The sequence below is a fragment of the Rhizobium jaguaris genome, assembly GCF_003627755.1.
GTDB classification, from domain to species: domain Bacteria; phylum Pseudomonadota; class Alphaproteobacteria; order Rhizobiales; family Rhizobiaceae; genus Rhizobium; species Rhizobium jaguaris.
This window is the reverse complement of record NZ_CP032696.1, coordinates 143396-167807: the sequence shown is the minus strand read 5'-3', so window position 1 is coordinate 167807 and position 24412 is coordinate 143396. Positions and strand designations below refer to the sequence as shown.

At 55.6% G+C, this 24412-nt stretch carries 21 protein-coding genes; 10 read left to right on the top strand and 11 right to left on the bottom strand.

What is annotated here, in order from left to right; translation table 11 throughout:
• Positions 1-13: 13 nt before the first annotated feature.
• The 4 genes from ccoP to ccoN are packed head-to-tail and all read right to left on the bottom strand — an operon-like array spanning position 14 to position 3401.
• Positions 14-877, bottom strand: coding sequence for a cytochrome-c oxidase, cbb3-type subunit III (gene ccoP / locus CCGE525_RS34910; protein ID WP_120709180.1), 864 nt, complete (start codon positions 875-877; stop codon positions 14-16).
• Positions 878-882: 5 nt separating this feature from the next.
• A complete protein-coding gene (locus CCGE525_RS34905; RefSeq protein WP_120708904.1) occupies positions 883-1032 on the bottom strand; it encodes a cbb3-type cytochrome c oxidase subunit 3 in 150 nt (49 codons plus the stop codon).
• Between the two features lie 9 nt (positions 1033-1041).
• On the bottom strand, positions 1042-1773 hold the full coding sequence (gene ccoO / locus CCGE525_RS34900; protein ID WP_120708903.1) for a cytochrome-c oxidase, cbb3-type subunit II: 732 nt from the start codon (positions 1771-1773) through the stop codon (positions 1042-1044).
• An 11-nt stretch (positions 1774-1784) separates the two neighbouring features.
• Positions 1785-3401 carry a cytochrome-c oxidase, cbb3-type subunit I gene (gene ccoN / locus CCGE525_RS34895; RefSeq protein WP_120708902.1) on the bottom strand — a complete coding sequence of 539 codons (1617 nt, stop codon included), beginning with the start codon at positions 3399-3401 and terminating at the stop codon, positions 1785-1787.
• Between the two features lie 361 nt (positions 3402-3762).
• Between ccoN and CCGE525_RS34890 the strand changes: the two genes are divergently transcribed.
• The 6 genes from CCGE525_RS34890 (at position 3763) to CCGE525_RS34865 (ending at position 11198) form a co-directional block, all read left to right on the top strand.
• Positions 3763-4206, top strand: a complete 444-nt coding sequence (locus CCGE525_RS34890) for a pseudoazurin (RefSeq protein ID WP_120708901.1) — start codon at positions 3763-3765, stop codon at positions 4204-4206.
• A 773-nt stretch (positions 4207-4979) separates the two neighbouring features.
• Positions 4980-6332, top strand: coding sequence for an STM4012 family radical SAM protein (locus CCGE525_RS34885; protein WP_120708900.1), 1353 nt, complete (start codon positions 4980-4982; stop codon positions 6330-6332).
• Positions 6329-7297 carry a class I SAM-dependent methyltransferase gene (locus tag CCGE525_RS34880; RefSeq protein ID WP_120708899.1) on the top strand — a complete coding sequence of 323 codons (969 nt, stop codon included), beginning with the start codon at positions 6329-6331 and terminating at the stop codon, positions 7295-7297. Before CCGE525_RS34885 ends, CCGE525_RS34880 begins: the two co-directional genes overlap by 4 nt.
• A gap of 4 nt (positions 7298-7301) precedes the next feature.
• Positions 7302-8540, top strand: a complete 1239-nt coding sequence (locus tag CCGE525_RS34875; protein ID WP_120708898.1) for an MFS transporter — start codon at positions 7302-7304, stop codon at positions 8538-8540.
• A gap of 431 nt (positions 8541-8971) precedes the next feature.
• Positions 8972-9664 (top strand): carbonic anhydrase, encoded by a 693-nt coding sequence (locus CCGE525_RS34870; protein WP_120708897.1) that lies wholly within the window; start codon positions 8972-8974, stop codon positions 9662-9664.
• A gap of 4 nt (positions 9665-9668) precedes the next feature.
• Complete coding sequence (locus tag CCGE525_RS34865; RefSeq protein WP_120708896.1) at positions 9669-11198, top strand: SulP family inorganic anion transporter; 1530 nt, start codon at positions 9669-9671, stop codon at positions 11196-11198.
• Positions 11199-12200: 1002 nt separating this feature from the next.
• Here the strand turns inward: CCGE525_RS34865 and CCGE525_RS34855 are convergent.
• From CCGE525_RS34855 to CCGE525_RS34835, 5 genes are all read right to left on the bottom strand, one after another.
• On the bottom strand, positions 12201-13616 hold the full coding sequence (locus tag CCGE525_RS34855) for an amino acid permease (RefSeq protein ID WP_120709179.1): 1416 nt from the start codon (positions 13614-13616) through the stop codon (positions 12201-12203).
• Between the two features lie 156 nt (positions 13617-13772).
• Entirely contained in the window at positions 13773-14981 is a 1209-nt protein-coding gene (locus CCGE525_RS34850) for a beta-ketoacyl-[acyl-carrier-protein] synthase family protein (protein ID WP_120708894.1), read from the bottom strand.
• The gene (locus CCGE525_RS34845; RefSeq protein WP_120708893.1) at positions 14982-15257 is read right to left on the bottom strand and encodes an acyl carrier protein; all 276 of its coding nucleotides are present in this window, start codon (positions 15255-15257) and stop codon (positions 14982-14984) included. It abuts the gene before it with no gap.
• Positions 15258-15347: 90 nt separating this feature from the next.
• Positions 15348-17273 carry an acyltransferase family protein gene (locus tag CCGE525_RS34840; protein WP_120708892.1) on the bottom strand — a complete coding sequence of 642 codons (1926 nt, stop codon included), beginning with the start codon at positions 17271-17273 and terminating at the stop codon, positions 15348-15350.
• Between the two features lie 206 nt (positions 17274-17479).
• On the bottom strand, positions 17480-18070 hold the full coding sequence (locus tag CCGE525_RS34835; protein ID WP_120708891.1) for a NodA family N-acyltransferase: 591 nt from the start codon (positions 18068-18070) through the stop codon (positions 17480-17482).
• A 480-nt stretch (positions 18071-18550) separates the two neighbouring features.
• Here CCGE525_RS34835 and CCGE525_RS34830 point away from each other — a divergent pair, with 480 nt between their 5' ends.
• From CCGE525_RS34830 to queC, 4 genes are all read left to right on the top strand, one after another.
• The gene (locus CCGE525_RS34830) at positions 18551-18769 is read left to right on the top strand and encodes a hypothetical protein (RefSeq protein ID WP_120708890.1); all 219 of its coding nucleotides are present in this window, start codon (positions 18551-18553) and stop codon (positions 18767-18769) included.
• An 885-nt stretch (positions 18770-19654) separates the two neighbouring features.
• Positions 19655-20287, top strand: coding sequence for a 7-carboxy-7-deazaguanine synthase (queE, locus tag CCGE525_RS34825; protein ID WP_120708889.1), 633 nt, complete (start codon positions 19655-19657; stop codon positions 20285-20287).
• Positions 20284-20643, top strand: a complete 360-nt coding sequence (queD, locus tag CCGE525_RS34820) for a 6-carboxytetrahydropterin synthase QueD (RefSeq protein WP_120708888.1) — start codon at positions 20284-20286, stop codon at positions 20641-20643. The genes queE and queD overlap by 4 nt, the downstream gene beginning before the upstream one ends.
• 11 nt (positions 20644-20654) lie before the next feature.
• Positions 20655-21422: a 7-cyano-7-deazaguanine synthase QueC gene (queC, locus tag CCGE525_RS34815; protein WP_120708887.1), complete on the top strand. Its 768-nt coding sequence runs from the start codon at positions 20655-20657 to the stop codon at positions 21420-21422.
• A gap of 154 nt (positions 21423-21576) precedes the next feature.
• On the opposite strand, the gene CCGE525_RS34810 is transcribed toward queC, so the two are convergent.
• A complete protein-coding gene (locus CCGE525_RS34810) occupies positions 21577-22626 on the bottom strand; it encodes an AraC family transcriptional regulator (RefSeq protein ID WP_120709178.1) in 1050 nt (349 codons plus the stop codon).
• A gap of 217 nt (positions 22627-22843) precedes the next feature.
• Positions 22844-23782: a LysR family transcriptional regulator gene (locus CCGE525_RS34805; RefSeq protein WP_120708886.1), complete on the bottom strand. Its 939-nt coding sequence runs from the start codon at positions 23780-23782 to the stop codon at positions 22844-22846.
• Positions 23783-24412 lie beyond the last annotated feature (630 nt).

Here is a 24412-nt window from a genome sequence, read left to right as displayed (position 1 = left end):
TCTTTGTTTCTTTCTATTTTCCGCCGCCCAACGAATGGACGAATACCGTCAGCTCCTTCACGATGGGGCCACCCAGGCGGGCCGACCACGCGGGCATGACGCCGTGTTTCGGCAGGCTCACTTGGTGAATGATCGCCTCCTCCCCCCGCCCCTTGAGCCAGATCGCGTCGGCGAGATTCGGTGCCCCGATCTCCTGATTGCCCCTGTCGTCTTCGCCATGGCAGACGGCGCAATTTTCGAGGAAAACCTGCTTGCCGGCTTCGGCCCAAGCCGGATCGAAAGCCGTGTTCGTCAATCCCCAAACGTAGGCAGCGACCTGGCGGATCTGCGTGCGTTCGAGTACATCACCGAAGGCCGGCATCTCGGATACATGCGTTTCGGGATCCGCCTCGAAGCGGATGCCGTGAGCGATGGTCTGTTGAATGGCGGAAAGATTGCCGCCCCATAGCCAGTCGTCGTCGTTCAGATTAGGGAATCCCGGGCCGCCTGTCGCACCGGAGCCATGGCATGGTGCGCAATTGACCTTGAACGCCGACGCGCCACCGGCGATCGCAAACGCGCGCAATTTAGGATCGGCATCGATTTCTTCGACGGATTTTGAGGCGATCAGAATATCGAATCGGGCCTGCTCACGCTTGGCTCTGTCCAGTTCCTGCTGCAGTTCGGCCCGGCTCGAAAAACCAAGGACCTTCTCGGTGGCATCACCGAACGAGGGTATGGGGAGATAGGCGATTGCGTAGCCAACAGCCCACAGGATCGTGGCGCAGAACGTCCACACCCACCATCGGGGCATCGGATTATTCAGCTCGCGAATGCCATCCCACTCATGACCGGTTGTCTCGACGCCACTGATTTCGTCTATATGCTTCTCCGACATCTCGTTCATTCCCTCAAAGGTATGTCAGCGGCGTCAGCGGCGATCCGTTTGCTGCCTGGCCGGAAGGCGAAGACAATCGCTCCCGTGAAGAACAGCACCATTGCCAATAGCCCCCAGCTGTCGGCGAATTGACGCAATGCAGTATAGGTCTCCATGTGATCACCTCAGCGATAACCGGTTGCATCGTCGTATGTCGAAAAGTCTACCAGTGTGCCGAGCATCTGGAGGTAGGAGACCAGTGCATCCATCTCCGTCAGTCTTGTGGGATCGCCATCGAAGTCACCCACCTTTGCTTTCGGGTAGCGCGCGAGCAGATCGGTCGTGTTGGCGTTCGGATCGGCCTGCGCGCGCATGTCGGCCTCGGCGTTTGCCAGCATGTCGGCGGTATAGGGCACGCCGACGTCCTCATTGGCCTTCAGGTCCATGCCGATGTCCTTGACCGTGACGTCCCGGTCCTTGAGGAAGGCATAGGTCGGCATGATCGATTCCGGGACGACCGCGCGCGGATTGGACAGATGCTGCACGTGCCATTCATTGGAATAGCGCTCGCCAACACGTGCCAGGTCCGGGCCCGTGCGCTTCGAGCCCCATTGGAACGGATGGTCGTACATCGATTCAGCCGCAAGCGAGTAGTGGCCGTAGCGTTCGACCTCGTCGCGGAAGGGGCGGATCATCTGGCTGTGGCACAGATAGCATCCTTCGCGGATGTAGATGTTGCGTCCGGCAAGTTCGAGCGGCGTGTAGGGCCGCATACCTTCCACCTTCTCGATCGTGTTCTGAAGATAAAACAGCGGTGCAATCTCGACGATACCGCCTATGCTGACGACCAGGAGCGATCCGACGAGCAGCAGCGTGGCACTTTTCTCAAGAATCTGGTGTTTTGCGATTATAGACATCCGGTTTGATTTCACTCCGCAGCCTTGGCGATGAATGCGCCTGGGATCGCGGCTTCGTCACGCTGGTAACCACGGATCGTCATCGCGACATTGAAGGCCATGACCACGCCGCCGGCCAGGTAAAGGCCGCCGCCGACCGCGCGCAGCAGGTAGTAAGGGAACATTGCCGCGACCGTTTCCGCGAACGAATAAACCAAGAAGCCCTGGCTGTTATATTCGCGCCACATCAGGCCCTGCTGGATGCCGGCGACCCAGAGAGCTGCCGCGTAGATGACGATGCCAAGAGTGGCGAGCCAGAAGTGCCAGTTGACCATGCGCAGGCTGTAAAGCCGCTCGCGACCCCAAAGCGTCGGCGTCAGGTGGTAGACGGCGCCGAACGTAATCATGCCGACCCAGCCGAGGGCGCCGGAATGAACATGACCAATCGTCCACTCGGTATAGTGGCTGAGGGAGTTGACGGTCTTCACGGACATCATCGGCCCCTCGAAGGTCGACATGCCGTAGAAGGCGATGGCAACAATCATCATGCGGATGATGGGATCGGTGCGGATCTTGTCCCAGGCGCCCGATAGCGTCATGAGTCCGTTGATCATGCCGCCCCAGGAGGGCATCCAGAGCATGATCGAGAAAACCATTCCGAGCGTCTGCGCCCAATCGGGCAGAGCCGTATAGTGCAGATGGTGCGGACCGGCCCAGATATACATGAAGATCAGGGCCCAGAAATGAATGATCGACAGCCGGTAGGAATAGATCGGCCGGTTGGCCTGTTTCGGCACGAAATAGTACATCATGCCGAGGAAGCCCGCGGTCAGGAAAAAGCCGACGGCATTGTGGCCGTACCACCACTGAGTGAGAGCATCCTGCACGCCTGAAAAGAGGGAATAGCTCTTGGAGCCGAGGAACGAGACCGGCACCGCCAGGTTATTGACGACATGCAGCATCGCAATCGTGACGATGAAGCTCAGATAGAACCAATTCGCCACATAGATATGCGGCTCTTTGCGCTTCAGGATTGTTCCGAGGAACACCGCAAGATAGGCGACCCAGACGAGCGTCAGCCACACATCGACGTACCATTCCGGCTCCGCGTATTCGCGTGCCTGGGTGATGCCCAGAATGTAGCCGGTGGCCGCCATCACGATGAATAGCTGGTATCCCCAGAAAACGAACCAGGCCAGTTTGCCGCCGAATAGGCGGGCGCGGCAGGTACGTTGGACCACGTAAAAGGACGTCATGATCAGCGCGTTGCCGCCAAATGCAAAGATGACGGCGGACGTGTGGACAGGACGGAGGCGACCAAAGTTCAAGTAGGGCGCGATGTTCAGATCGGGGAAGGCCAGTTGGAGAGCGATCACAAGGCCCACAAGGAAGCCGACGACACCCCAAAAGACCGTCGCGATGAGCCCATACCGGATGACCTCGTCAAAATAGGCCCCCTTTTTGGCTTTGGCGCTAACTGCCTCGGCGGAAAAATCAATCCGACGCACAAGCACGACCACACCCGCCAACAGACAGAAGAATAGTATACCCATCTGGGTTGCAAAAAGCTGGTCATGAGCGGCGCCGGCGCAGACCAGTGCCACGAAAGCGCCGACCGCAACCAGCACGGTTTCAGCGGTATAATTCATGTGATGGTTCCCAAAGCGCAGATGACCGCGCCAGAGGCAGCCATCTTTCTCGCCACTTTGGGGAACTATTCGCACGTGAGGCGCACTCAGTCCTTGATCTCTCTCAACGGAAACTACAATTTTTTTGTGGTGCGCCGACTGGTTGCATCCAATTGCGGTTTAATCGCCGACGATGTGCGCGTCGAGACCGTATGCCGGAACGGCTGGCTTCTCAGCAGCGCTTATCGAGCGTGGACAGTTACCGGCTGCGCATCGCCCTCGGAGAATCTGATCAGAGATTGTTCGACCTCAAGGAATATCTGCCGATACGCGCCTAAACTTCGCCGACAGCTAATCGGGCTGTCGCAAAAGGAGACCAGAAATGTATTTTAAAATCGGTCCGATCGTAGCAACGGCGGCGCTGGCCGCATCGGCGATGCCCCTCATGGCGGCGGATCACCAGATCCGCATGCTCAACAAAGGCGCGGACGGCGCAATGGTCTTCGAGCCAGGTTTCATGAAGATCGCCCCAGGCGACACGATCACCTTTATTCCGGTTGATAAAGGCCACAATGTCGAAACATTTAAGGGCTTGATCCCAAAAGGAGCACCCGAATTCAAATCCAAGCCAAACGAAGAATATCGGACAAAACTCGACATACCCGGCGCCTATGTAGTGAAATGCACGCCGCACATGAGCCTGGGAATGGTGGCCCTCATTCAAGTTGGCGACAACCCCGACAATCTCGATGCCATTAAGACTACGACGGTTCCAAACCTCGTACGCAAGCGCCTCGAAGCCGACCTCGCGCAGATTGCAGAATAATGCGGGTGGTCGGATAAACGAAATGGATGAGTAAGCTCAGGAAGGCGCAAAGTCACGAAGAAGGAGAATGACAGCGGCACGCGAGAAGCCATCCCATACCTCGCAACGATGATGCAGAAACAATAGTGGCCATTCTTGCTGCCTCGAACTGGATCGTGATGGCTCGGTCTGATCGGCGAGCAAAAAAATCGCCTGACTTTACGCCGCCGCCGGCCGGCTCGCATCGGACGGAAGTCGCAGTTCTTGGCGCATGATAATTCAAACAGGAAAATATCCATGGATCAGCCGCCGCCACGGCCCGATGCGTCAGCGATTTGCCACCTCCGTGCAGACGTGGCGCCGTACGACGCAGCAGTACTGAAGTTCGCTCGCGCTGCGCTGCCCGCCGGGAAGTGCGTCGGTCTTATCCGTCCATGGCAACCATGCAGGTAATGGGAGCCTATGCGATCAAAATCTTGGACAACGCGAGCTTAGAAAGCTTAGCAGGCTGATCAGCACGAATGCGGCACGCGAGAGAAGATTTCGGCCCGCTCATTCACTTGAAAAAATGCGCAGTAAAATTGCCCCATCTCAAAGAATGTCGGCGGATCAGCCTTTAAGAGTGGTCTGGGAGCCAATCTGCCGTCGCAAACAGGAGATGAGAGATGAGTCGCAAAATCGGTTTGATCCCGGCGGTAGCAGCACTTCCTGTTTCGGCGACATCGCTCTTGGCCGCGCCATCTGAAGCATGGAAATGAGAAGGAAGCGGGCGAACGATAGCAGGAGAACGGGGCATGCAATCGCTTGCAAAAACCCTGCGGGAAGCCATCGGCAACGGGGAGCTCAAAGCGTATGTATACAGCTATCCCCCGAAGCGGACATATAACGAGCTTGAAAACATTGGACTGAGCAATGTGTGGGACTCAAACGACGTCGGGCCGGTGTCTCTATATATTCATATACCGTTTTGCCGATACAGGTGCACGTATTGCACGCTATTCCTCACCACGCGGCACACGGAAAATCTCATTCGATGCTATGTCGAAAAAATCTGCGAGCAGATACGTCTTTATGCAACATTCGCCGGGCACAGGACTGTGACATCGGTATATTTCGGCGGCGGAACCCCGACCCTCCTGCCCATCGATCAGTTTGCCCAAATTTTTTCCTCCATTCGAGATGGATTTCCGAATATCGATCGTTCAGCCGAGCTGTGTGTGGAAGGCTCTCCAGACACTATGTCGGAGGAGCTGCTAGATTTTCTGAAGAACCAGGGGGTGAACCGGATCAGCATGGGAATCCAAACGATGGATTCCTCCGAACTGAAAGCAAGCGGTCGCCCATACCCGGTTTCGATGTCGATTTCTGCCATTGAAGCAATTCGGAAGCGTTTCGACAACTTTAATCTCGACTTGATCTACGGCCTTTCTGGTCAGACCCAGGAAAGCTGGAAACGCTCGCTGGAGCGGGTTTTGTCCTTCGGGCCGACGACCGTTTCGCTCTATCCGGTGGTCAGCCGGCCCCTTACCGCCCTGCAGAAGCAGCAACGATTGCAACCGCAAGAATATGCAGATGACCATGTTAAATATGCGATCTATGACAGCAATGTCGATTTTATGCAGAAAAATCGATATCGACAGGAATCCTTTACCCGGTTTACCTGCCTTCCCGGAGGCACCAGCGCCTACGGCCAGGAAACGTCCGACTTTCTCGGCGTTCCAATGATAGGCGTCGGAACAGGCGCGCGAAGTTATAACGGGAAATGCCACTACAGCTTCGACTACGCGGTCGACCTGAAGCAGGTCGGCAAAGCCATAGACGATTATCTAAATCTCGAAATCACCGAACAGAATTTGGTGAAGTATGGAATCATCTTGAACGAAGCCGAAGAACGTTTGAGATATTTTATGCTTAATCTTACGCTCAACCAGCTTTCTGAGGCAGATTATTCACGACTATTCCAGCGGAATCTCTATGCCGATTTTTCAGAGGCGATAGATGCTCTGGAAGCCGAAGGGTGCATCGATTTGCGGTCCCATGGCGCCATCCGGCTGACCAGGAAAGGTTACAAATACAGCAACCTGATAGCGCATCACCTCTTCTCGGACCATGTGAAGATCCGTGAAGAAAGGTACGTTCCGAAATGAGCAGTAGCGAACGGTTTTGGGAACAAGGCTATTCGGATCCTAACGTCTGGACCATGGGCGGGCCAAGCCTTGAAGTCTATGAGGTAGAACAGCAACTCCCAAGAAGCGCAACGGTCCTCGACATAGGGTGCGGCGAGGGCAGGAACGCTCTCTTTCTTGCGTTCAGGGGGCATAGCGTAACCGCACTGGAATTGTCATCAAGCGCGGTCAGAAAGCTTAGATCGATTGCAGACGAATTTTCGTTGAATATCGATGTGATCGAAGGGAGAATCGAGGATTTCGTCCCAGATAAAACTTATGACCTGGCTCTTGCGCACTCTTCCTTGCATTTCGTGACCAAGGATGTGTGGGTTCCGTTGGTCAATGAGTTGAGACAACGGACCAGCAAGGGCGGATTTCACAATTTTACATCGATTATTGGGACTTCCCGCTATCCCGTTCCGTACGAGTGTCGGCACGCGAATTCATTTGATCGGGGCGATCTCGAGTCATTGTATGCAGATTGGCAGGTCCTACGGTCTGATTTTTATGCAAAGTGGGATTCCCATCCAGGGATTTCGACGCATGTTCATGCCGTGGAAAAATTTGTGGCTAGAAAGGCAAGGCCGGATGAGCCTTTGCCGTTCATCAAAGTCGATTTGTCGAACGGCGATGAGCTCTCCTTCGAGTTATTCGATAGCATCCCACTCAGGATCCATATTGCGGACGTCAAACTGCCATGCATCCGGCCGAACACGGTCAATCGGATTGAAATATCCGGATTGAACATGAATTCGCCAACTCAGCTGACACGCAGCTATGCTGTTGAAGAGTGGTTCTTTGGCAGGTACGCGCTTCAATTCACCCAGGGCGTGCTGACGGGTAAGTACGAGTACTTTACGCAGCCGATCTCGTTGCGAGCTGTCCAGTCGATGTCGAACCGGCGTGGCGCAGGAGCACAGCTCGGTTCGCGAAACGCTGGATGAATCCATGCGTATCCGAGAATTTCTTCGAGCGTGGGTCAGAGCAAGTGGAAAAGGCGGCTGCGCCAGCGCCAACCAATCCAGCACAGTTGGCGGTGTGGATAGTCGAATTCTCATCCTCACTATCGCTGTGTTTATCACAGGATTGGCCGAGAACGTTTTCATCGGGATTCTGCCGGATGTAGCGCGCGGTCTCGGAGTAACCGAGTCCGAAGCAAGTGTCGTAATTTCAGTTTTTTCGGTCACCTACGCGATCTTCGCGCCTATTGCTGCACTGATCTCTTATCAGTTCGATGCAAAACCGACGCTCGTCATCGCCATCGCGATCTTTGCAAGTAGCAATGCGCCGGTGGTGATCGGCGGATCGGGGCTGCTCTTGATAAGCGCCTCGAGGATCGTCACTGCTACCGCTTGCGCGCAAATATCGATATGCGCCGTCGCTTGCGCAGTCCGGATCGTCTCGGAAAGATACCGGGCCCGTGCCATAGCCGCCGTGTACCTTGGAATAAGCAGCTCTCTTTTTCTGGGAGTGCCCCTGGGCGTCTGGATCACGCATCTGATTGGTTGGCGTGCCGTCGGCCTTGCGATGATCGGGCTATCTATCGTCGCACTATCGCTTGTGCTCTTCCGGCTACCGAATATCGGGCCAAGGAGCAAGGGCTTGCTTTTTGGCAGGCTGTATCTGGCTCATTTCCGAGATCGCAGACAGATGATGGCGCAGTGCGTTTCCATTTTGTTCATTGCAGGTCATTTTACTCTTTTCAGTTATTTGACCTCTTATGCAGCCAGCAAGGGTTTCTCCGGGCCAGGTTGGGAGGCATCGCTTTATGCCGTTTTCGGGTCGTCAGGAGTGGCGGGCGGCATGCTCGCCGGCATCTTCTCCGATCTTGCAGGACGCCGGTTGGCGCTGGTCGCAAGCCCCGCGATTTATCTGGTCACAACGTTGCTATTATGCGTGTCAGAAAGCAGCATCTTCTTTTTCGCGAGCCTGTCACTATGGGGGTGCGCGAGTTGGTCGATCTCGCCGATCGTCCAAAGCTATATTGCGGATCTCGCGCGAAGCCCGAACGACATTGTCATCGGTGCGAATGTGACCGCAATGCACATCGGTGTTGCTGGTGGTGCCGCAGTCGGCGGCGGGCTTCTTGCAAGTTATGACGTGTCGGTGCTGCCGATGGGCGCGGCCGGTCTGGCCGCCATGGCTCTGGCCACAGCAATCTTGCCTGTCAGAAACTCGCATTCTTGACACGGCGCGGGCCCATGGTTGCGTCGGCCTGTTCGTTTGCCGTTCTTACAAGCAGTCGTTGACCCATGCCCTCGCGAAATTCGACATCTGCTCTCGGTCGAACAAATCGATGAAATCGTGGATGATGCCGAACTCTTCGTCACGATTCCGCATCGCAACATCACATCGATTATGAACCTCTCCGCCACCTAAATCGGGTCTCGTTGGGAATTGCCGCCTTGCTTGCGCACACCGGATTTGGCCGGCAGCTGCGGGAGGCAGCTGCATCGCCATCCTGAGCACGTCACATCTTTGCGATTTGGGACGGAGCGACTGAAGGCTTGGCATCGTCTTTGCTTATCCCATTCCCATCTCGCACTTGCGAAATAATCAGATTTCCAATCCGCCGAAGCAAGGTTGCGCCCTGCTTCCACCGACAATGAGGACTTGCTATGGGTGATCTATTAAAAGGTATCTCGAACTTCCGCGGTGCCGTCTTCCCGAACTATCAGGCACTTTACCAGAAGCTTGCGCAAGAGGGACAGCAGCCGCACGCCTTGATGATTTCGTGCGCCGACAGCCGGGTTCTGCCTGAAACAATTACGCAATCAGGACCAGGTGAGCTGTTCGTATGCCGTAATGCCGGAAATATCGTTCCACCGTTTTCCACCGCAAATGGTGGCGTTTCATCAGCAATCGAATATGCCGTCGTAGCACTCGCGGTTCGTGACATCATCGTCTGCGGCCATTCCGATTGCGGCGCGATGAAAGGACTATGCCGTCCCGATTTGCTGAAATCCATGCCGAACGTGGCCGCATGGCTGAAGCACGGCTATGCTGCCCACTCGATCGTTTGCCAAGCCTATCCGGCCGATCTGCCCGAACGCCAAAAAATCCGCGCCATCGCTATGGAGAACGTAATTGTTCAGCTTGATCACCTTCGCACACATCCTTCCGTCGCAGCCAAACTAGCGACCAATGACGTAACGCTGCACGGTTGGTTCTTCGATATCGAAACAGGCGAGGTGGAGGTTTACGATGGGTCGGCCGCTCGCTTCACGAAGATACGCGAGGACGGGCCGTTACCCGCCGCAGTCACTGGCCGGAATCGTCCGCAAGTCGCAGCCGCGATTGCAGCGGAGTAGTGCGATGACCAATAGTAACTTCGTTTTTTCGCGCGACTTTGCTGCGTCGCTTGTCGTTTTTCTCGTTGCCATCCCGCTTTGCCTTGGCATCGCGGTTGCCTCGGGCGTGCCTGTTGCCATGGGCCTCATATCAGGCATCATCGGCGGCATTGTGGTCGGCTTGCTGGCGGGCTCGCCGCTACAAGTATCAGGGCCTGCTGCTGGTCTGGCGGTGGTTGTCTTCGGCTTTGTCGAACAATATGGAGTCGCGATGCTGGGGCCGGTCCTGATCGTCGCTGGGCTTCTGCAGGTCCTTGCCGCGTTCCTGAAGATCGGTTCATGGTTTCGGGCAATCTCGCCTGCTGTCGTTCACGGTATGCTCGCCGGTATCGGCATTCTGATTATCCTCGGACAAATCCACGTTCTGATGGGGGCCAAACCCGCTGCCGGCGGAATCGAGAACGTCGTGGCGATGGAGCGAACATTCGGACATCTTTGGGGACGCGGTTTGACGAGTGAAGCCGCAGACTTGCTTGTAGGGCTGATATCCCTGCTTGCGATGATCGGTTGGGAAAAATTCAGGCCAAAGCGGCTGAAGCTGGTGCCTGGTGCGCTGGTGGGCGTTGCGACCGGAACCATATTGACGGCCGCAATGCGGCTGCCGATTGCCAGGGTCGAGGTTCCCGCATCTCTGGCAAACAGCATTTCATTGCCGACGATGGAAAGTTTCGCAAATATGGCTCATCCGGGGATTGTCGTCACAACTTTGGTGATTGCAGTCATTGCCAGTGCGGAATCATTGCTGTCGTCTGCGGCTGTCGACCGAATGCATGACGGGGTCAGCACGCGCTTCAACAAGGAGCTTTTGGCGCAGGGCATTGGCAATGGGCTCTGCGGTCTGCTCGGTGGCCTGCCGATCACTGGCGTTATCGTGCGCTCATCGGCAAATATTCAAGCTGGGGCGCACACACGGGCATCGGCTGTCCTGCATGGCGTTTGGATTCTCGGTCTTGTGGTGTTTCTGCCGCAATTGCTTTCCATGGTGCCTCTGACGGCGCTGGCAGCGGTATTGCTCGTTACGGGTTGGCGGCTGATCAGCCTTCAGCACGTGCGCATTCTCTTCGATCATCACGGTTGGGTTCCGGTGGGCATTTGGATTGCGACCGTTGCCATGGTCGTACTTCAAGACTTGCTCGTTGGCGTGGCACTAGGTTTGACGCTTTCGATTCTTGAGGTCCTTCCTTATCTACGACGCAAGCTTGCTATCGATCGATTGGAAGAGGCTGAGACAGTTCATCTGATCCTTGCCGGCGTTGCGACTTGCAAGGATGTTCCGGCACTCCTCAATACTTTAGAAACGCTGCCAGCTGATTGCAAAGTCCGGATCGCCGGCGGCGATCTGCATTATGTTGACCACACCTGCGCAGAAACATTGCGCGATTGGCTAAAGCGGCAGAAAAAAGTGGGCCGCACGGTCGATATTCAGCATCCGCCCACCGGCCGTCATCCCCGGTTGGTTCCGATCTTTAAGCGATTGACGGCCGAGATTGCCTAAACGGCAGGGATGCATCGCAAGGACTGCTTAGCAGACGGATGGGCGAAAACATTTTCGGCCATCCGGACGTCATGTGGTGATCAACCGGCTCGGAATGTATCATTCAGAGAGCCTGGCGATGTTTCCGTTGAGGTTTTTAGGATCTATCTGCGCTGGCCGACTGGAAAGCAGCGACTGTGTTGTATCTGGTTTCGCGCAATGCCGCGCTGCAGTGGTATTGCGTCGAAACGGGCTCATGGTCCATCCGAGACCCTTTGCAGAGCGATGGTTCCTGCGTTCTTCGGCAAATAGCGCCAGGGGTCGGCTCTGAGGCTTTGTTGCCGGCAAGCCAGTCCATCCTTCCCACATGCCTCGACGAGGCGCCTCAGACTGCCCGTGTCGGATTTCTGACAATCCCGACAATGATCGCCATGACGAACCGTGGTGCTTCCTACAAACTCACTATGCGAACGAGGGAACGCTATTTCGGATCCAGCTGCCGGTCTCTTGAATTACACAGTCAACCAAGCTTTCGGATCGCCGACGAGACAGCAACGCAGATCGGCAGCTATTTGGTCATCGGGCCTATGCCCATCGCACCATCAGCATTGCCGATAACGTCTCGTCGCATCTCGGGTATATGCTCTGACACGTCCCAAACGAGGTCAGGCGGCAGACCACACTTTGACGGCAAGGCGCTTGAACTCGCGAACGCCAAACGCGCCGCGCTCACGAGCCTTTGACCTTGACGAGGCCAATCGTATCTGGATATCCACATCGGATGCTTCCCACATCTCGCGCCGTTCGAGAGTGGCATTATCGAGCCGCACCGGCACGTTATCGCAGCCTGCGGCTTGGTTGCTTTGCATGATTGCCGAAGGCCCGACCCTTGATCTGGATATGCTGCTTGCTGCCATCTGCGGTACGACGAATGGCGTCGTAGCCGACAGTGCGTGACGGCACGAGTTCAGCATCCTATAGCCGAGCCGTGCCAGCCGTTCCGCCAAGGCGTCAGTTTGCCATTTATGCACCGGCAGGCAATCGTGAGCGTCGTGCTTTGACTACCGCATAGGCGATTGCGAGTAAGACGAACCAAAGCGGCGTGACCTTCAAGGCGATGGCCGTATCGGGCTTCTGCGCCAACGCCCATAGGATGAAGATGAAGAAGCCGAAGACCATCGCGACAGCCGCACGTCCGCCGGGCATTTTGAAGGTGGACTTTTCGTGCAAGTCAGGCCGCTTGCGGCGATATTGCAGGTAAGATGCCAGAATGATCGACCAAATAAAGATGATAAGCACCGCCGAAACCGTGGTGACGATGGTGAAGGCCTCGATAATACTATCTCCGACATAAAGCAGTACGACGCCCGCCAGTAGGAAGATGCACGAGAAGAACAGCGCATTTACCGGCACTTTCCGCTGGTTCAACTTGCCGAACAGGCTCGGCGCCAGTCGGAAAGTCGCAAGCCCGTAGACCATGCGCGATGTCGAATAGATGCCTGAGTTGGCACTTGATGTCGCCGAGGTCAGTACGACGAAATTCACAACATGCGCGGCAATGCCAAAGCCAGCGAGCGAGAACATGGAAACGAACGGGCTCGAATTCGGATCGACTTGATTCCATGGGATGACTGTAAGGATGACGAATAGGGCACCGAGATAGAAGAGAGCGACGCGGACCGGAATCGAGTTGATCGCCTTTGGCAGGTTGCGGACGGAATCTTTGGTCTCCGCCGCGGTCATTCCAACGAGTTCGATACCTGCGAAAGCAAACACCGCAATCTGGAAACCGGCAACGAAGCCGTGGAACCCGTTCGGAAAGAAGCCGCCATGTTGCCAAAGATGCGAGACGGATGCCGTGCTTCCGTTGGGCAGCCTGAAGCCTGTGGAAAGCATATAGGCGCCAGTAATGATAAGCGACACGATCGCGAGGATCTTGATGAGTGCGAACCAGAATTCAATTTCGCCGAAATTGCGAACGGTAGGCAGGTTGAGGGCGAGAAGCGTGAATATCAAGCCAAGCGCCGGTATCCAAAGCGCCAGTTCAGGGAACCAAAACGCCACATAGCTGGAAACGGCAACAACATCGGCCACGCCGGTCACGATCCAGCTCAGCCAATAGGTCCAACCGGTGAAAAACTGAGCCCAGGGGCCGAGATAATCCCCGGCGAAATCCGCAAACGAGCGATATTCCAGGTTGGAAAGCAGGATTTCCCCGAGCGCACGCATGACGAAGAAAAGCATGAAGCCGATGACCGCATAGACGAGCAAGATCGAAGGACCGGCGAGCGAAATGGTCTTTCCTGATCCCATGAAAAGACCGGTGCCGACCGCGCCTCCGATAGCGATAAGCTGGAGGTGCCGGTTGGAAAGATGGCGTGCAAGATGAGCATCCTCTTTTCGATGCGAATCTGCAGCGTTCCGCGGTGCGATATTCATCGGGACCCTTTCGTCGTTGATGATCGACATACTCTGGGCGCCGGCGGCAACGTCACCCAGAGACAGCTGGCCTGAGCGCCCTGTCGGTAAGGTTACTGAGAGGCAGTGTGAGCAAGGCATTGCTGAAGCGACAGACGGTGAGACGTGTGTCTCCCGCTAAGCATGCTTGAATGCCAAAACTGCGTTCGTGCCGCCCATTGCGAAGGCGTTGCTTAGTGCTACGCGCACCTTTCGCTCGCGCGGCACATTGGGGGTAATGTCAAGATTGCAATCGGGGTCTGGTACACGATAATTTGCTGTCGGCGGCACCACGCCCTCCCGGAGAGCCATCACACAGGCGATCATTTCGAGCGCGCTCGACGCGCCAAGGCAATGCGCATGCATGGACTTGGTTGAAGAGACGGACAACGAGCGGGCATGATGACGGAAGACGCGATTGATCGCCGCAGTTTCTATCGGATCATTGGCCTTGGTGCCCGTGCCATGAGCATTTAGATAGTCCACATCCTCTGCATTCAGCCGTGCATCAGATAGGCAGGCGCGCATCGCGGCCATCGGCCCTTCGACACTAGGCGCAACGATGTCGAATGCATCGGCGGAAAGACCAGCGCCGGCGACCTCAGCAAGAATTTTGGCATCGCGCCGTGCAGCATGCTCGTAACTTTCCAGTACGGCCATGCCCGCGCCCTCACCCAATACCAAACCCTTTCGATCGGCCGAGAAGGGCCTGCATGTATCTGATGAAAGTACGCGCAGTGCTTCCCACGACTTCAGGACACCCCATATGAGTGGCGCATCGCTGCCGCCGGCGACCATCGCGTCGGCGCGGCCAAGTCTAATCTGATCCACAGCCGATGCGATGGCATGGTTGGCCGAGGCACAGGCGGACGCAATACCGAAGACCGGCCCTCGCAAACTGAGGTTCATGCTGACCTGTGCGGCAGCCGCACTCGGCATGACCTTCGGTGCAGTGAGAATGGCAGCCCGGCGAACGCCCTCTAAAAGGAGAGCACGGTAGTTTGTTTCAATCGCATCCCAGCCGCAAATGCCCACACCTACAGCTGCGCCGATACGATGAGTGTTTTCTTCGTCAACGGAGAGTTCGGCCTGCTTAGCGGCTTCGCGTGCGGCAATTACGGCAAGTAAGCTGAAGCGATCCATGGAGGCGGATTGCTTCGGGTCAATGCCATGCTCCGGCAGCACCTTGATCTCGGCCCCAATCGTGCCGTTCAACTCATGAAGTTCTGAATTGGTGATGGGGCTAATCGCGGAACGTCCTTCGCGCATAGCTTTCCAGATGGCGGCGACGTTGGTCCCGAGCCCGCACAGCCCACCAATTCCCGTGATAACGACGCGCCTATCCATTCAAACCTCCTTTGCGATCAGAGCGCGGACGGCTTCCACCAGATCGCCGACAGTTTGAAGATTTGCCCAGGCTTCGGTCGTATTGAGCTCGATGCCAATTCCATAGGTCTCCTCTAGATCCCATAGTAGTTCCGTCAGGTCCAACGAATCGAGACCCAGCGAGGCAAGTTCAGTTGCAGTCGTAATTTTGTTTTCAGTTGGAGAGGACTCAGTGCCGTTAGCTGCGGCTTTTTTCTTGATCATTACGATGACGTTGTCTGCGATTTGATCGGGCATCTTGTCTCCTATCGTTTTTGTTTCGACGCATGGGCGGCGCCAGGGTGCGCGTCACCTTCCTCGTCACTGGAAGTTTTTGTCGAACATGCTCTAACGGGCCGCCCTGATCAGCTTTTCAGCTAGTTTTGTCTGACGAGCGATGATCTCTGATCCTTCATAGGAAAGGTGACCGCTGTCCCGGTAAAGGAATTTGCCGTCGATCTCGGTTTTGCACGTGGTGCCGTCGCAAAGAAAGTTGTGATAAGAAACCACCCCAACATCAGCCTTCAAGCCCACTTCGTTCAACAGCTCGAGCGTACGGGCGCGTCTCCGGCGGTATTCGCTGACATATATTTCGCAGCCGCTGTAGCGCCCAAGAATAATCGCTCCCCTCGCCTTCCGCTCAAGGCAATCGCCAATGTCGAAGTTTCCGACTGGCGGAGGAGCAACCACAACCACTCGCTTGCCCAAAGCGCGAACATCTTTGACGAGAGCCTTGATTCCCTCAACGGTTATATACAGAGAGGCCTCGTCATCGGTGAGGGTCTCACCGCTTCTCTTAAGCACCATAAATTGATTCGATACGGGGGTATCGAAAGGGCTTGAGATGGCCACCGTGCTGATCTCCGGCCGATTTCTCAAAATGGCCAGAACACGATCATTGAATGCAATGCAGTCCTCGCCGAAGGCACGGGAAAAGGGCGACGCTAACTCTTTGGAAACAGCAGCAACGCCAATGGCCGGGAAGCACCCGCTCATTGTGAGCTGAGCTAGTCCGGCTTCGCCGATTGTTTTGGCTAAGCCGGGAACCAGTGCCATGGCAAATGAATCGCCCCAGACCAGTAATTCAGGTTTGCTTGTCGTCTGGCAGCTCTTCGGGACGTCCTGAGGAGGCGGACCCGGTTTGAAATCACATTCTCTCCCCAGACCGTAGTTGATCCGCCGGACTGTGGCAAAATCAAACTTTCTCTCGGTTGTGGCAATGGCAACAGAGGGCGAGAAGGCGAGAAGAATCGACGCGGCGGCCAATCCTGAGACCAGCCGGACGCGAGACATCACGTATCCACGCCGGAATGGCTCCTCCACGAACGAGTAAAGCCCCAAGCTTCCAATAAATGAGAAAGCAACGGCCGCATAGATCGCAAGCGCCGGAGGCTCCGCCAGCCAAACAGCTCTCACATAGACAAGTACGGGCCAGTGGATCAAATAGAGTGAGTAAGAGACGTCCCCGATCCTCGCCATGCCTCGCACCATCACATTGTCCTGGGTGGGCGCAAGCAGGAGGGCCAGAGTTGCAAGGCAAATCAAAGCGGCATCCACGACGGGATGTGCGAGGCCCGTCGGGGCAAGGAGGAGAACCGCGAGGGCGGGAAGACGCAGCTTCATAAGCGCGGCAGACACCAAGGGTCTGGTGGGAAGCAATGCGCCAAGTGAACCAATGGCCATTTCCCAAGATCGGGTCGGCAGAAGGTAAAACACAGCAGATGGGTTCTGGGCGACCAGATAAAAACATAGAGCTAGGCTAGCGACAAGGAGCGTCGCAATTCCGATGAGCCACCATCTCCTCGGCGCCAAAGCCAAGAAGAGAGGCAGCAGCAGATAGTACTGTTCTTCAACGGAGAGCGACCAAAAATGCAAGAGGGGCATCGTTTCGGCGGCCGGGCCGAAATAGTCCACTTGGGACCAAAGAACGATGTTAGTGGAAAATGTGAGCGCCCCTATGACCTGATTACGGAACTCCCGCAGCCCGACGTCCGACAGCAAAAATGGCGCGGCGACCGTCGTAAGCGCAATGACGACGTAGGCCGCCGGCAACAGACGCTTCGCACGTCGGTAATAGAATTCCGAAAAGCTGAACCGCGATTGCTCAAGCTGCGTCCGGATCAGTCTGGTAATCAGAAAGCCGGAAATCACAAAAAAAACGTCAACGCCCAGATAGCCAGCTGTAAACGGCCCAATACGTGCGTGATAGAGGACGACCAGCAAAACAGCCAAGCCACGCAAGGCTTGGATATCAGTTCGAAATTTTCGCGGCATTGAGTAGACCTGATGTAATTCTCAATCGATTGGATTAACTGAGGGCTCGACGGGAGGCTGCCATAAACTAGAACTGCCCTAAGCAAGGAAGCGATTGATCTGCTGCGGACTGGCCCTTGCCCGCAGAGGCCGCGTCTGATGCGCGCAACACGTCAAGGATTTCCTGTTTGCGATAAGGGTGAGGACGTCGATGCAATCGAACGGCGTCATAGCTCCGGCCCGTTCCGGTCGATCATCGCACCAGTCGGCCAATCGGCCATCGATCGTCCAATCGGCAAAACCGTAACCAGTGCGTCATCGATGCGCGTGGGCGGCTTGTCGAGACGCGGCTCTGGCAGCGTAGACCGTCCGCGCACGCCCGACAAAACCGTCATCGGGCCGTGCCGACCGAGCCTCTCAATATGCTTTTGCAACGCGGGTCGGACCGTGCCGAAAGCAAATGGCACGGCGAGCTCCTCCAGTATTGGCAGCACGGCGCGGATGGAATGGCTAATCCCCAGTCTTTCAAGATCGGTGCGCACCCCGTACAATCCCAATTCGGCGACGGGTAGGTCGACGGCCCCAACTTTGATGAATCGACGCAGCAATCCCATGTGAGCGGCGACACCACCAGAGTCATAGCCGATTGCCCGCAGCTCGGGTCTCGCTCCCGCCCAGCTTCGACTGCCCTCGAATGGTTTTGCGTTATAGAGGCCGGTAGGCCCATAGATCCTTCGAAAGAAGTCGGCAAGTTCGACGTGGTCGGCGAGCTCCAGCTCGTTTTCCCAGCATAGTTTCCACCGCACTTGCGAGCACATGCAAAGATCTCCGACTATTTCTTAAAACGGCTAACCGATGAAAGTCGCGATACCGAGGGCGCGTACAACGCCTTCGCCAGCAGTCGATGCAGCCCCTATGCCAACAGGGTCCTCCTTGGCGTCAGGTTCCGATCTGTTGGGCCCTGTAACCAAGTACCTGTCCTTTCCTGAACCGCTTGGCGAAGCCATCAGTGGGCTTGACGTCAATCAAGCGACCCTCTTCTAATGGATCATACCGATCAATCCGTAAAATCGATTATTTGGATGCAACCCATTCAAATGACGGATGGATATCGCTTCGGAATGCCTTGACGTCAGCCCTTGTTGCGTTCGATGCGCTAACGACTGGAGCGTGGCTTGCACTGAGAGCATGGCCAGAGAATTCGATTATAATTGCGCTGGACGGTTATCAGCCAAATGTGCTGGCCATGGCGAGAATAAACGTCTAGACCGCTCAGTCATAAACAGGCGGGACGAATAATGGCAGAATACATCAACATCGATAATCGGGGTGACTTCGGTATCTGGGCCATCGAAGTCGCCAAGCGGATCGTCGGCGAACAAGGTTTTGACCTGGCCAAGGCCGCGCGTGATGAAACCGAAGAGGCTGTCCGGGAAGCAGGCAATGCTCTTGGACAGGCTATCACCAGTGCGCTCATGGAAGTCTATGACGGCCTCCTTGAAGGCGCGCCAGAATAGGCTGCACAATATTGGCAGTTTGGCGACTCGCCTCCGCAGATGCGCTGCGCCCAGCAGACACATTCAGTCTTGCATTGATCACTTGGCGTAACGCCGATCGGGAATTTCGTCGACATGTGCTTTCTTTTGTCCCGGATGCGCTTCAGTCGGCAGCGCAACAAGGCCGGACAATGGGATCACAATCGAAATCAGCTTACTGCTAACGGCGGATACTATGACCCACTCCGGCGATCGCCACCTGTGGCGTGATTGTACCTTGGAGACCGATCGCTGCTTAATCGGCCGAAGGAACTGACGCCCAGCATCCCGGCTCATCACTCTTGATCGGGCATTCGCCCTGTCATTACCGCGTGGCAGGCAATGACAGGGCGGGGCGCGCTGACGCGGATGGCATTGGTGCGCCAGCGACAAGGCGCACGGTCTATATCAGACAATCTGCCCTAGGGGGAACCCTGTTTGCGTAAAGAACGGTGGTCATAGCGGAAGCATGCCATGATCGGAAAAAGCTTCAATCGATCTGAACACGGAGCTGCGTCGCAAGGAATGGACACAGGCGACAACGCCGATAACGTCGATCGACCTCGAGCACTCAGCGACCTGTCATCCCGAAATCAAAATCAATTGCAGGACGTTGATATTGCTCAACGACACAGGAGAGCGAAGCGGTTAGGAAAATACTGAATCGGGCTGGGAGACGGCAATGCCGCAGACCTCATCTTGACAAAATGCAGCGAGGCGCAGCTGCGTTCGTACTTCAGTTATCCGACTGCGCCGCAGTTTCTCGGTTGCGAAAGCAGCTAGATCACTGTGGAGATCGACGCGCGGCATTCACGGCCGAGACAGCAAAGATCGCGATGACGATGCCGTTACGGAGATAGGTGGAGTATGAGCTACATCGTCAAAGAATTGTTCAAGACGCTTCAAGGCGAAGGCGCTCAAGCCGGACGTGCTGCTGTATTTTGCCGATTTTCGGGGTGCAATTTGTGGTCAGGTCGAGAGGAGGATCGGCACAAAGCACTTTGCCAGTTTTGCGACACCGACTTCGTCGGTACCGATGGCTACGGAGGCGGCAAATTTCAGGATGCGGCCTCACTAGCGGGTGCAATCGCCGCCACCTGGGGAAAGATAGAACGCAACCGATATGTGGTTTTCACAGGTGGCGAGCCGCTGTTACAGCTGGACGCAGCTCTCATCGGCGCCGTGCGTGCAGTCGGCTTTGCAATTGCAATTGAAACAAACGGTACAATGGAGCCGCCAAAAGGTATCGACTGGATTTGCGTCAGTCCAAAAGCTGGCGCGCCGCTGGAGCTTAGATCTGGGAGCGAACTTAAGCTCGTCTACCCGCAGGTCGATCTCTTTCCTGACGATCTCCCTGACGTCCATTTCGACCAATATTTCCTTCAGCCCATGGACGGGCCGGATCGAGCAAGAAATACCGCAGCGGTTACGGAGTTTTGTCTGCAGAACCCGCATTGGCGGCTCAGTCTGCAGACCCACAAAATGATCGGAATGCCATGAAAATCACTCAAGCGTTTACCTTCGAGGCCGCTCATCGTCTGCCGCATGTTCCGGCGGCGCACAAGTGCCATCGAATACATGGCCATTCGTATCGGATCGAGCTCCAATTGGAGGGCGAGGTCGATCCGAATACGGGGTTCGTCGTTGATTTTTTTGATGTAGAAAAGGTCTTTGGACCAGTTATCGAGCAACTCGATCATCATACACTTAATGAGATTCCAGGATTAGAAAATCCGACCGCAGAGAACATCGCGGTTTGGATTTGGGAGCAGATCAAGCCTCTCGTTGGCCGAATGCGATCGGTCAAGGTGTTCGAGACTCCCTTTTGTTGGGCGGAATATGACGGAAAGAGATAAGGAGCACTGAGGTGGCGGCGTCTGCATTGGTCTTATTTTCCGGCGGACAGGATTCGACAACTTGCCTAGCTTGGGCACTCGATCGATTCGAGCGCGTCGAGACGGTGGGTTTTGATTATGGCCAACGGCATAGGATTGAACTTAAGTGCCGCGAAACGCTTCGTACCAAAGTTGGCAAGATCAATGCGATGTGGTCGGAACGCCTCGGTGATGATCACAGGATTCCTCTTGCAGCCCTGGAGGATATCTCAAACAGCGCGCTAACAAGCAGTATGGCAATCGAAATGGCTGATACTGGACTTCCGAACACCTTTGTTCCGGGCCGCAATCTGATTTTCCTGACGGTTGCGGCAGCGCTCGCCCATCGTAGAGAGTTAGAACACATCGTAGGCGGAATGTGCGAAACCGACTTTTCCGGGTATCCAGACTGTCGCAACGATACGATGAAGGCCCTGCAGACTGCGCTTAATCTCGGAATGGAAAAGCGTCTGGTCTTGGACACACCGCTTATGTGGATCGACAAGGCACGGACTTGGCAGCTTGCCAAGGACCTCGGAGGCAAGGAACTCGTCGATACGATCATAGAGAACAGTCACACCTGCCACTTGGGGGTTCGGGGTGACCGCCACGAATGGGGTTATGGGTGCGGAATTTGCCCAGCTTGCGACTTGCGAGCAAAGGGCTACCGGACGTTTCTCGCGCAAGAAGTGCGCAATCTGGCAAAATCCTTACCGTCGAATCATGCTCAGGATGGCGGGTCGAAAGTCGATGACACCTGATGAGATCGCGGACGCGGGAATAGTTCAAGTGTCCCCCTACCCTTATCTCCAGTTCACCGCTTGACGAACATCGATGGCGGCTTTTCGAGCCGGGCTGCAGCGCAATCTTATCACCGCTTACGGTACTTCCGCTGATCATCTATCAAGCGAGAGCTCATGTCAGCGAGATCCAACCGCCCACCACAGTTTTTTGTTGCCGGCAAGCACGAGGCGGCATGCCCCTGATGCGTCTCCTCGTGTCGGAAGGGCCTTCGCCGTAGGTCGCTTTATACATTGCCGAGAACCGTCCGAAGTGAAAGAATCCCCATTTCAAGCAGATTTCTCTGGTAGAGTTCGCGTTGGTGGGATCAAGTAAATCCACCCGCGCGGCACGCAACCGAAGCGTCGCCAGATATGCGGCCGGCGTGGTTTCCCGAAAAGCCCGGAAGCCAAGTTGCAATGCGCGTATCGACACTCCGGCGGCTTCAGCGACCATCGGCATTCTGATCGGCTGACTGATATTGGCTTCCATAAACTCTATCGCGCGACGGACATGCTTGGGTGCAATCATGCAAGGCTGCCTGTCGAGCAGGTGGGAAAGCTTATGCGGCACCAGGCGCACTATGACGTCGGCCAGAGCTTGCGTGACGTGCGCCATCGCGACTGGGGATCGCACCGAGGGATCACGCAGGCCCTGCATGATAGTCTCTGCGAGTGAGCCAATCATTTGGCCAGCCGGTGTCGACATTTCTAATTCCGGCAGGAGATCCAACGAGCCGCTGAATGGCGTTTCGAAGGTTCGATCAAGCGTTTCGAGAACGACGTTCCAGTTGAGCAAAAGCTCGTCGATGATGTTCGATCGGCCGTACATCATGACGCTTTCCGCCTCGAGATTGTTATAGAGAAGCAACTTTCCATCGCGGGCGACGGCCTCGCGCGAGCCGGAGGCCACCCCCATACCACCATTGCGTGGCAGCACGATCGACAAATGCGGCACGGCGCTGGCGGTAGGTTGAACTTGAAACTGAAACTCGTGTCGGTGAAACCCCCTGATCACCGTTGCACAGTCAAAGGTCGAAAAATCAAGACTCCATTGGAAGTCATCGACCTGGCTGACAAGCTCGGCCCTATATTCGCCAAAGGCGGCACCGAGTGTTTCGATCATGCCATCAAACGTCGATCCATCGCGTCTAAATGTCAAATGTGGGTCGCTACTTTGCGACATCCGGCCCAGGTCTCTTGCGGTTACTGTTTGCATATTACATTTCTTCTGTTTGCTATGATTTGCGGTTGTCGCCGCCGATGAAGGGTCCGGCTCGTCGTCCAGCTCAGCTGCCGTGAGCGCTTGGGACATCCACCAGGTGTTGGCCGAAATGGCTTACTCGAACGTGTCAACGATCTCGTATTGGCACACCACTGCAAGCTCAGCTTCGTTCCGTCTCCTAAATACCGTGTTCGCGTGACATGGAAGAATTTGCTAGCCGGCACGCCTCCTGCCGCATTATCTCTCGCATCCAGATACTTGCCGGATCGTTTTCATGGGAGGTCGGCCACTGGATACCCTCAGTGAAGGCCGGAAGAGGTATAGGATTTTCCACAATCCGTAGTGGCATTGATGTTTCAAAGTGCTTCACCAACCGCAGAGGCATAATTGCGAGCCTGTCGGTGCCCAGAAGCGCGGCCGGCACCAAGCCAAAACCTTGAACGGCCACTTCGATACGTCTTTTGATGCCACGTTCCAACAAATAAAAGTCCTCAATGGACTGCTGCTGGCCAAGCCCAAACCTAGCCGAAACGTGACCCATCGACATATAGTCTCTGACCGTAAGATGACCAGTTAGTTTTGTGTTCTTGGCACAGCCGACGGACACGAACTTTTCGTCGAACAGCTTCGCTCTGGGGTGCGCACTCGACATGAACAATTCCGGAAGAATTAGAAAATCGGCTCTTCCCCGCCGCAGAAGCTGATCCGGATTGTCCGTTAGCGGAAGCAACTCAAAACTAACTGCGGGAGCTTCGCGCGCGAGACGCTCTATGATATTTCGAAAGAAAACAGTCGTCATGAAATCGCAAAGCGCAATCCTGAAGTGTCGCTCCGGTTCGTCTGGAGCGAACCCGGCGCCAGAAACAATGGTGAGTTGAATGTGTTGTAATGCCTCGCGGACTGCTGAGGCCAGGCCTTCCGCACGTGGCGTGAGAACAAGTTCTCGGCTCTGCATCGTAAACAGATCATCGCGGAAATAGTTGCGCAGTCGGCGGACAGCGGCACTCATTGCCGGCTGACTGAGATTGATGCTGCGCGCCGCCGCTGTAAGGTTGCGTTCAGTCACCAAAGCGTCCAATGCGACGAGAAGATTAAGATCAAGACCCTTGAAACGCATAAGCGGATTAACCTGGGAGCTGTTTGGAGCAGAAGAAGAGGAACAGTCGAGTTTAAACGTTGCAGGGCAGATCTGAGGCCCTGAAGTTTCAGGGCAAGGCGAAGGAGCATCGCAACGACTATTAAGTGCGTAATTCGGACATCTCTGGATTGAATTGACTAGTTTCGACTGTAGGGGAGCTGACCTTTTGGGCATTATGACCTGCCGCCGAGCGCCTGGCCTGACCTGGCCGGCGGGATCGCTCTGCCACCAAAATCGACTGGTATGACAAAGGCTCAGACCTCGTGAGGCTGCTGCCATCTGTTCGAAAAGGCGGCCATGCTCGAAACGGCCGGTGTCCCATCCGCGGCAATATCGGCCGACTATTCCTCGCGCCTGGTTTCGCACTCGGAGAATTCCGACCCGCCGGCGGCCTGTCCGGGCCGCTGATCTGGCTAAATTGATAGTGTTTGTTTGAAGAAGAGCTGAATTGTCGTTGCTCTTCGTTTCCGACCGTCACCATTTTGCAAGTACACCGTCTTGCGCTCTGGGGACATGTTCGGTGGATTCCGCCGTTCCCAAAATCCGGTTGAGGGAATTTCGATATATTATGGATATCCAGCGCGAAAAGCCGGTTTTGGTTGCTGATTG

Coding starts and splice junctions, on each gene's coding strand:
- CCGE525_RS34845 (WP_120708893.1), bottom strand. CDS start 15,257: ATGCCCGATCAAATCGCAGACAACGTCATCGTAATGATCAAGAAAAAA.
- CCGE525_RS34905 (WP_120708904.1), bottom strand. CDS start 1,032: ATGGAGACCTATACTGCATTGCGTCAATTCGCCGACAGCTGGGGGCTA.
- CCGE525_RS34835 (WP_120708891.1), bottom strand. CDS start 18,070: ATGTGCTCGCAAGTGCGGTGGAAACTATGCTGGGAAAACGAGCTGGAG.
- ccoN (WP_120708902.1), bottom strand. CDS start 3,401: ATGAATTATACCGCTGAAACCGTGCTGGTTGCGGTCGGCGCTTTCGTG.
- CCGE525_RS34830 (WP_120708890.1), top strand. CDS start 18,551: ATGGCAGAATACATCAACATCGATAATCGGGGTGACTTCGGTATCTGG.
- CCGE525_RS34890 (WP_120708901.1), top strand. CDS start 3,763: ATGTATTTTAAAATCGGTCCGATCGTAGCAACGGCGGCGCTGGCCGCA.
- CCGE525_RS34850 (WP_120708894.1), bottom strand. CDS start 14,981: ATGGATAGGCGCGTCGTTATCACGGGAATTGGTGGGCTGTGCGGGCTC.
- CCGE525_RS34885 (WP_120708900.1), top strand. CDS start 4,980: ATGCAATCGCTTGCAAAAACCCTGCGGGAAGCCATCGGCAACGGGGAG.
- queE (WP_120708889.1), top strand. CDS start 19,655: ATGAGCTACATCGTCAAAGAATTGTTCAAGACGCTTCAAGGCGAAGGC.
- CCGE525_RS34875 (WP_120708898.1), top strand. CDS start 7,302: ATGCGTATCCGAGAATTTCTTCGAGCGTGGGTCAGAGCAAGTGGAAAA.
- ccoP (WP_120709180.1), bottom strand. CDS start 877: ATGTCGGAGAAGCATATAGACGAAATCAGTGGCGTCGAGACAACCGGT.
- CCGE525_RS34855 (WP_120709179.1), bottom strand. CDS start 13,616: ATGAATATCGCACCGCGGAACGCTGCAGATTCGCATCGAAAAGAGGAT.
- CCGE525_RS34865 (WP_120708896.1), top strand. CDS start 9,669: ATGACCAATAGTAACTTCGTTTTTTCGCGCGACTTTGCTGCGTCGCTT.
- ccoO (WP_120708903.1), bottom strand. CDS start 1,773: ATGTCTATAATCGCAAAACACCAGATTCTTGAGAAAAGTGCCACGCTG.
- CCGE525_RS34880 (WP_120708899.1), top strand. CDS start 6,329: ATGAGCAGTAGCGAACGGTTTTGGGAACAAGGCTATTCGGATCCTAAC.
- CCGE525_RS34870 (WP_120708897.1), top strand. CDS start 8,972: ATGGGTGATCTATTAAAAGGTATCTCGAACTTCCGCGGTGCCGTCTTC.
- CCGE525_RS34810 (WP_120709178.1), bottom strand. CDS start 22,626: ATGTCGCAAAGTAGCGACCCACATTTGACATTTAGACGCGATGGATCG.
- CCGE525_RS34805 (WP_120708886.1), bottom strand. CDS start 23,782: ATGCGTTTCAAGGGTCTTGATCTTAATCTTCTCGTCGCATTGGACGCT.
- queD (WP_120708888.1), top strand. CDS start 20,284: ATGAAAATCACTCAAGCGTTTACCTTCGAGGCCGCTCATCGTCTGCCG.
- CCGE525_RS34840 (WP_120708892.1), bottom strand. CDS start 17,273: ATGCCGCGAAAATTTCGAACTGATATCCAAGCCTTGCGTGGCTTGGCT.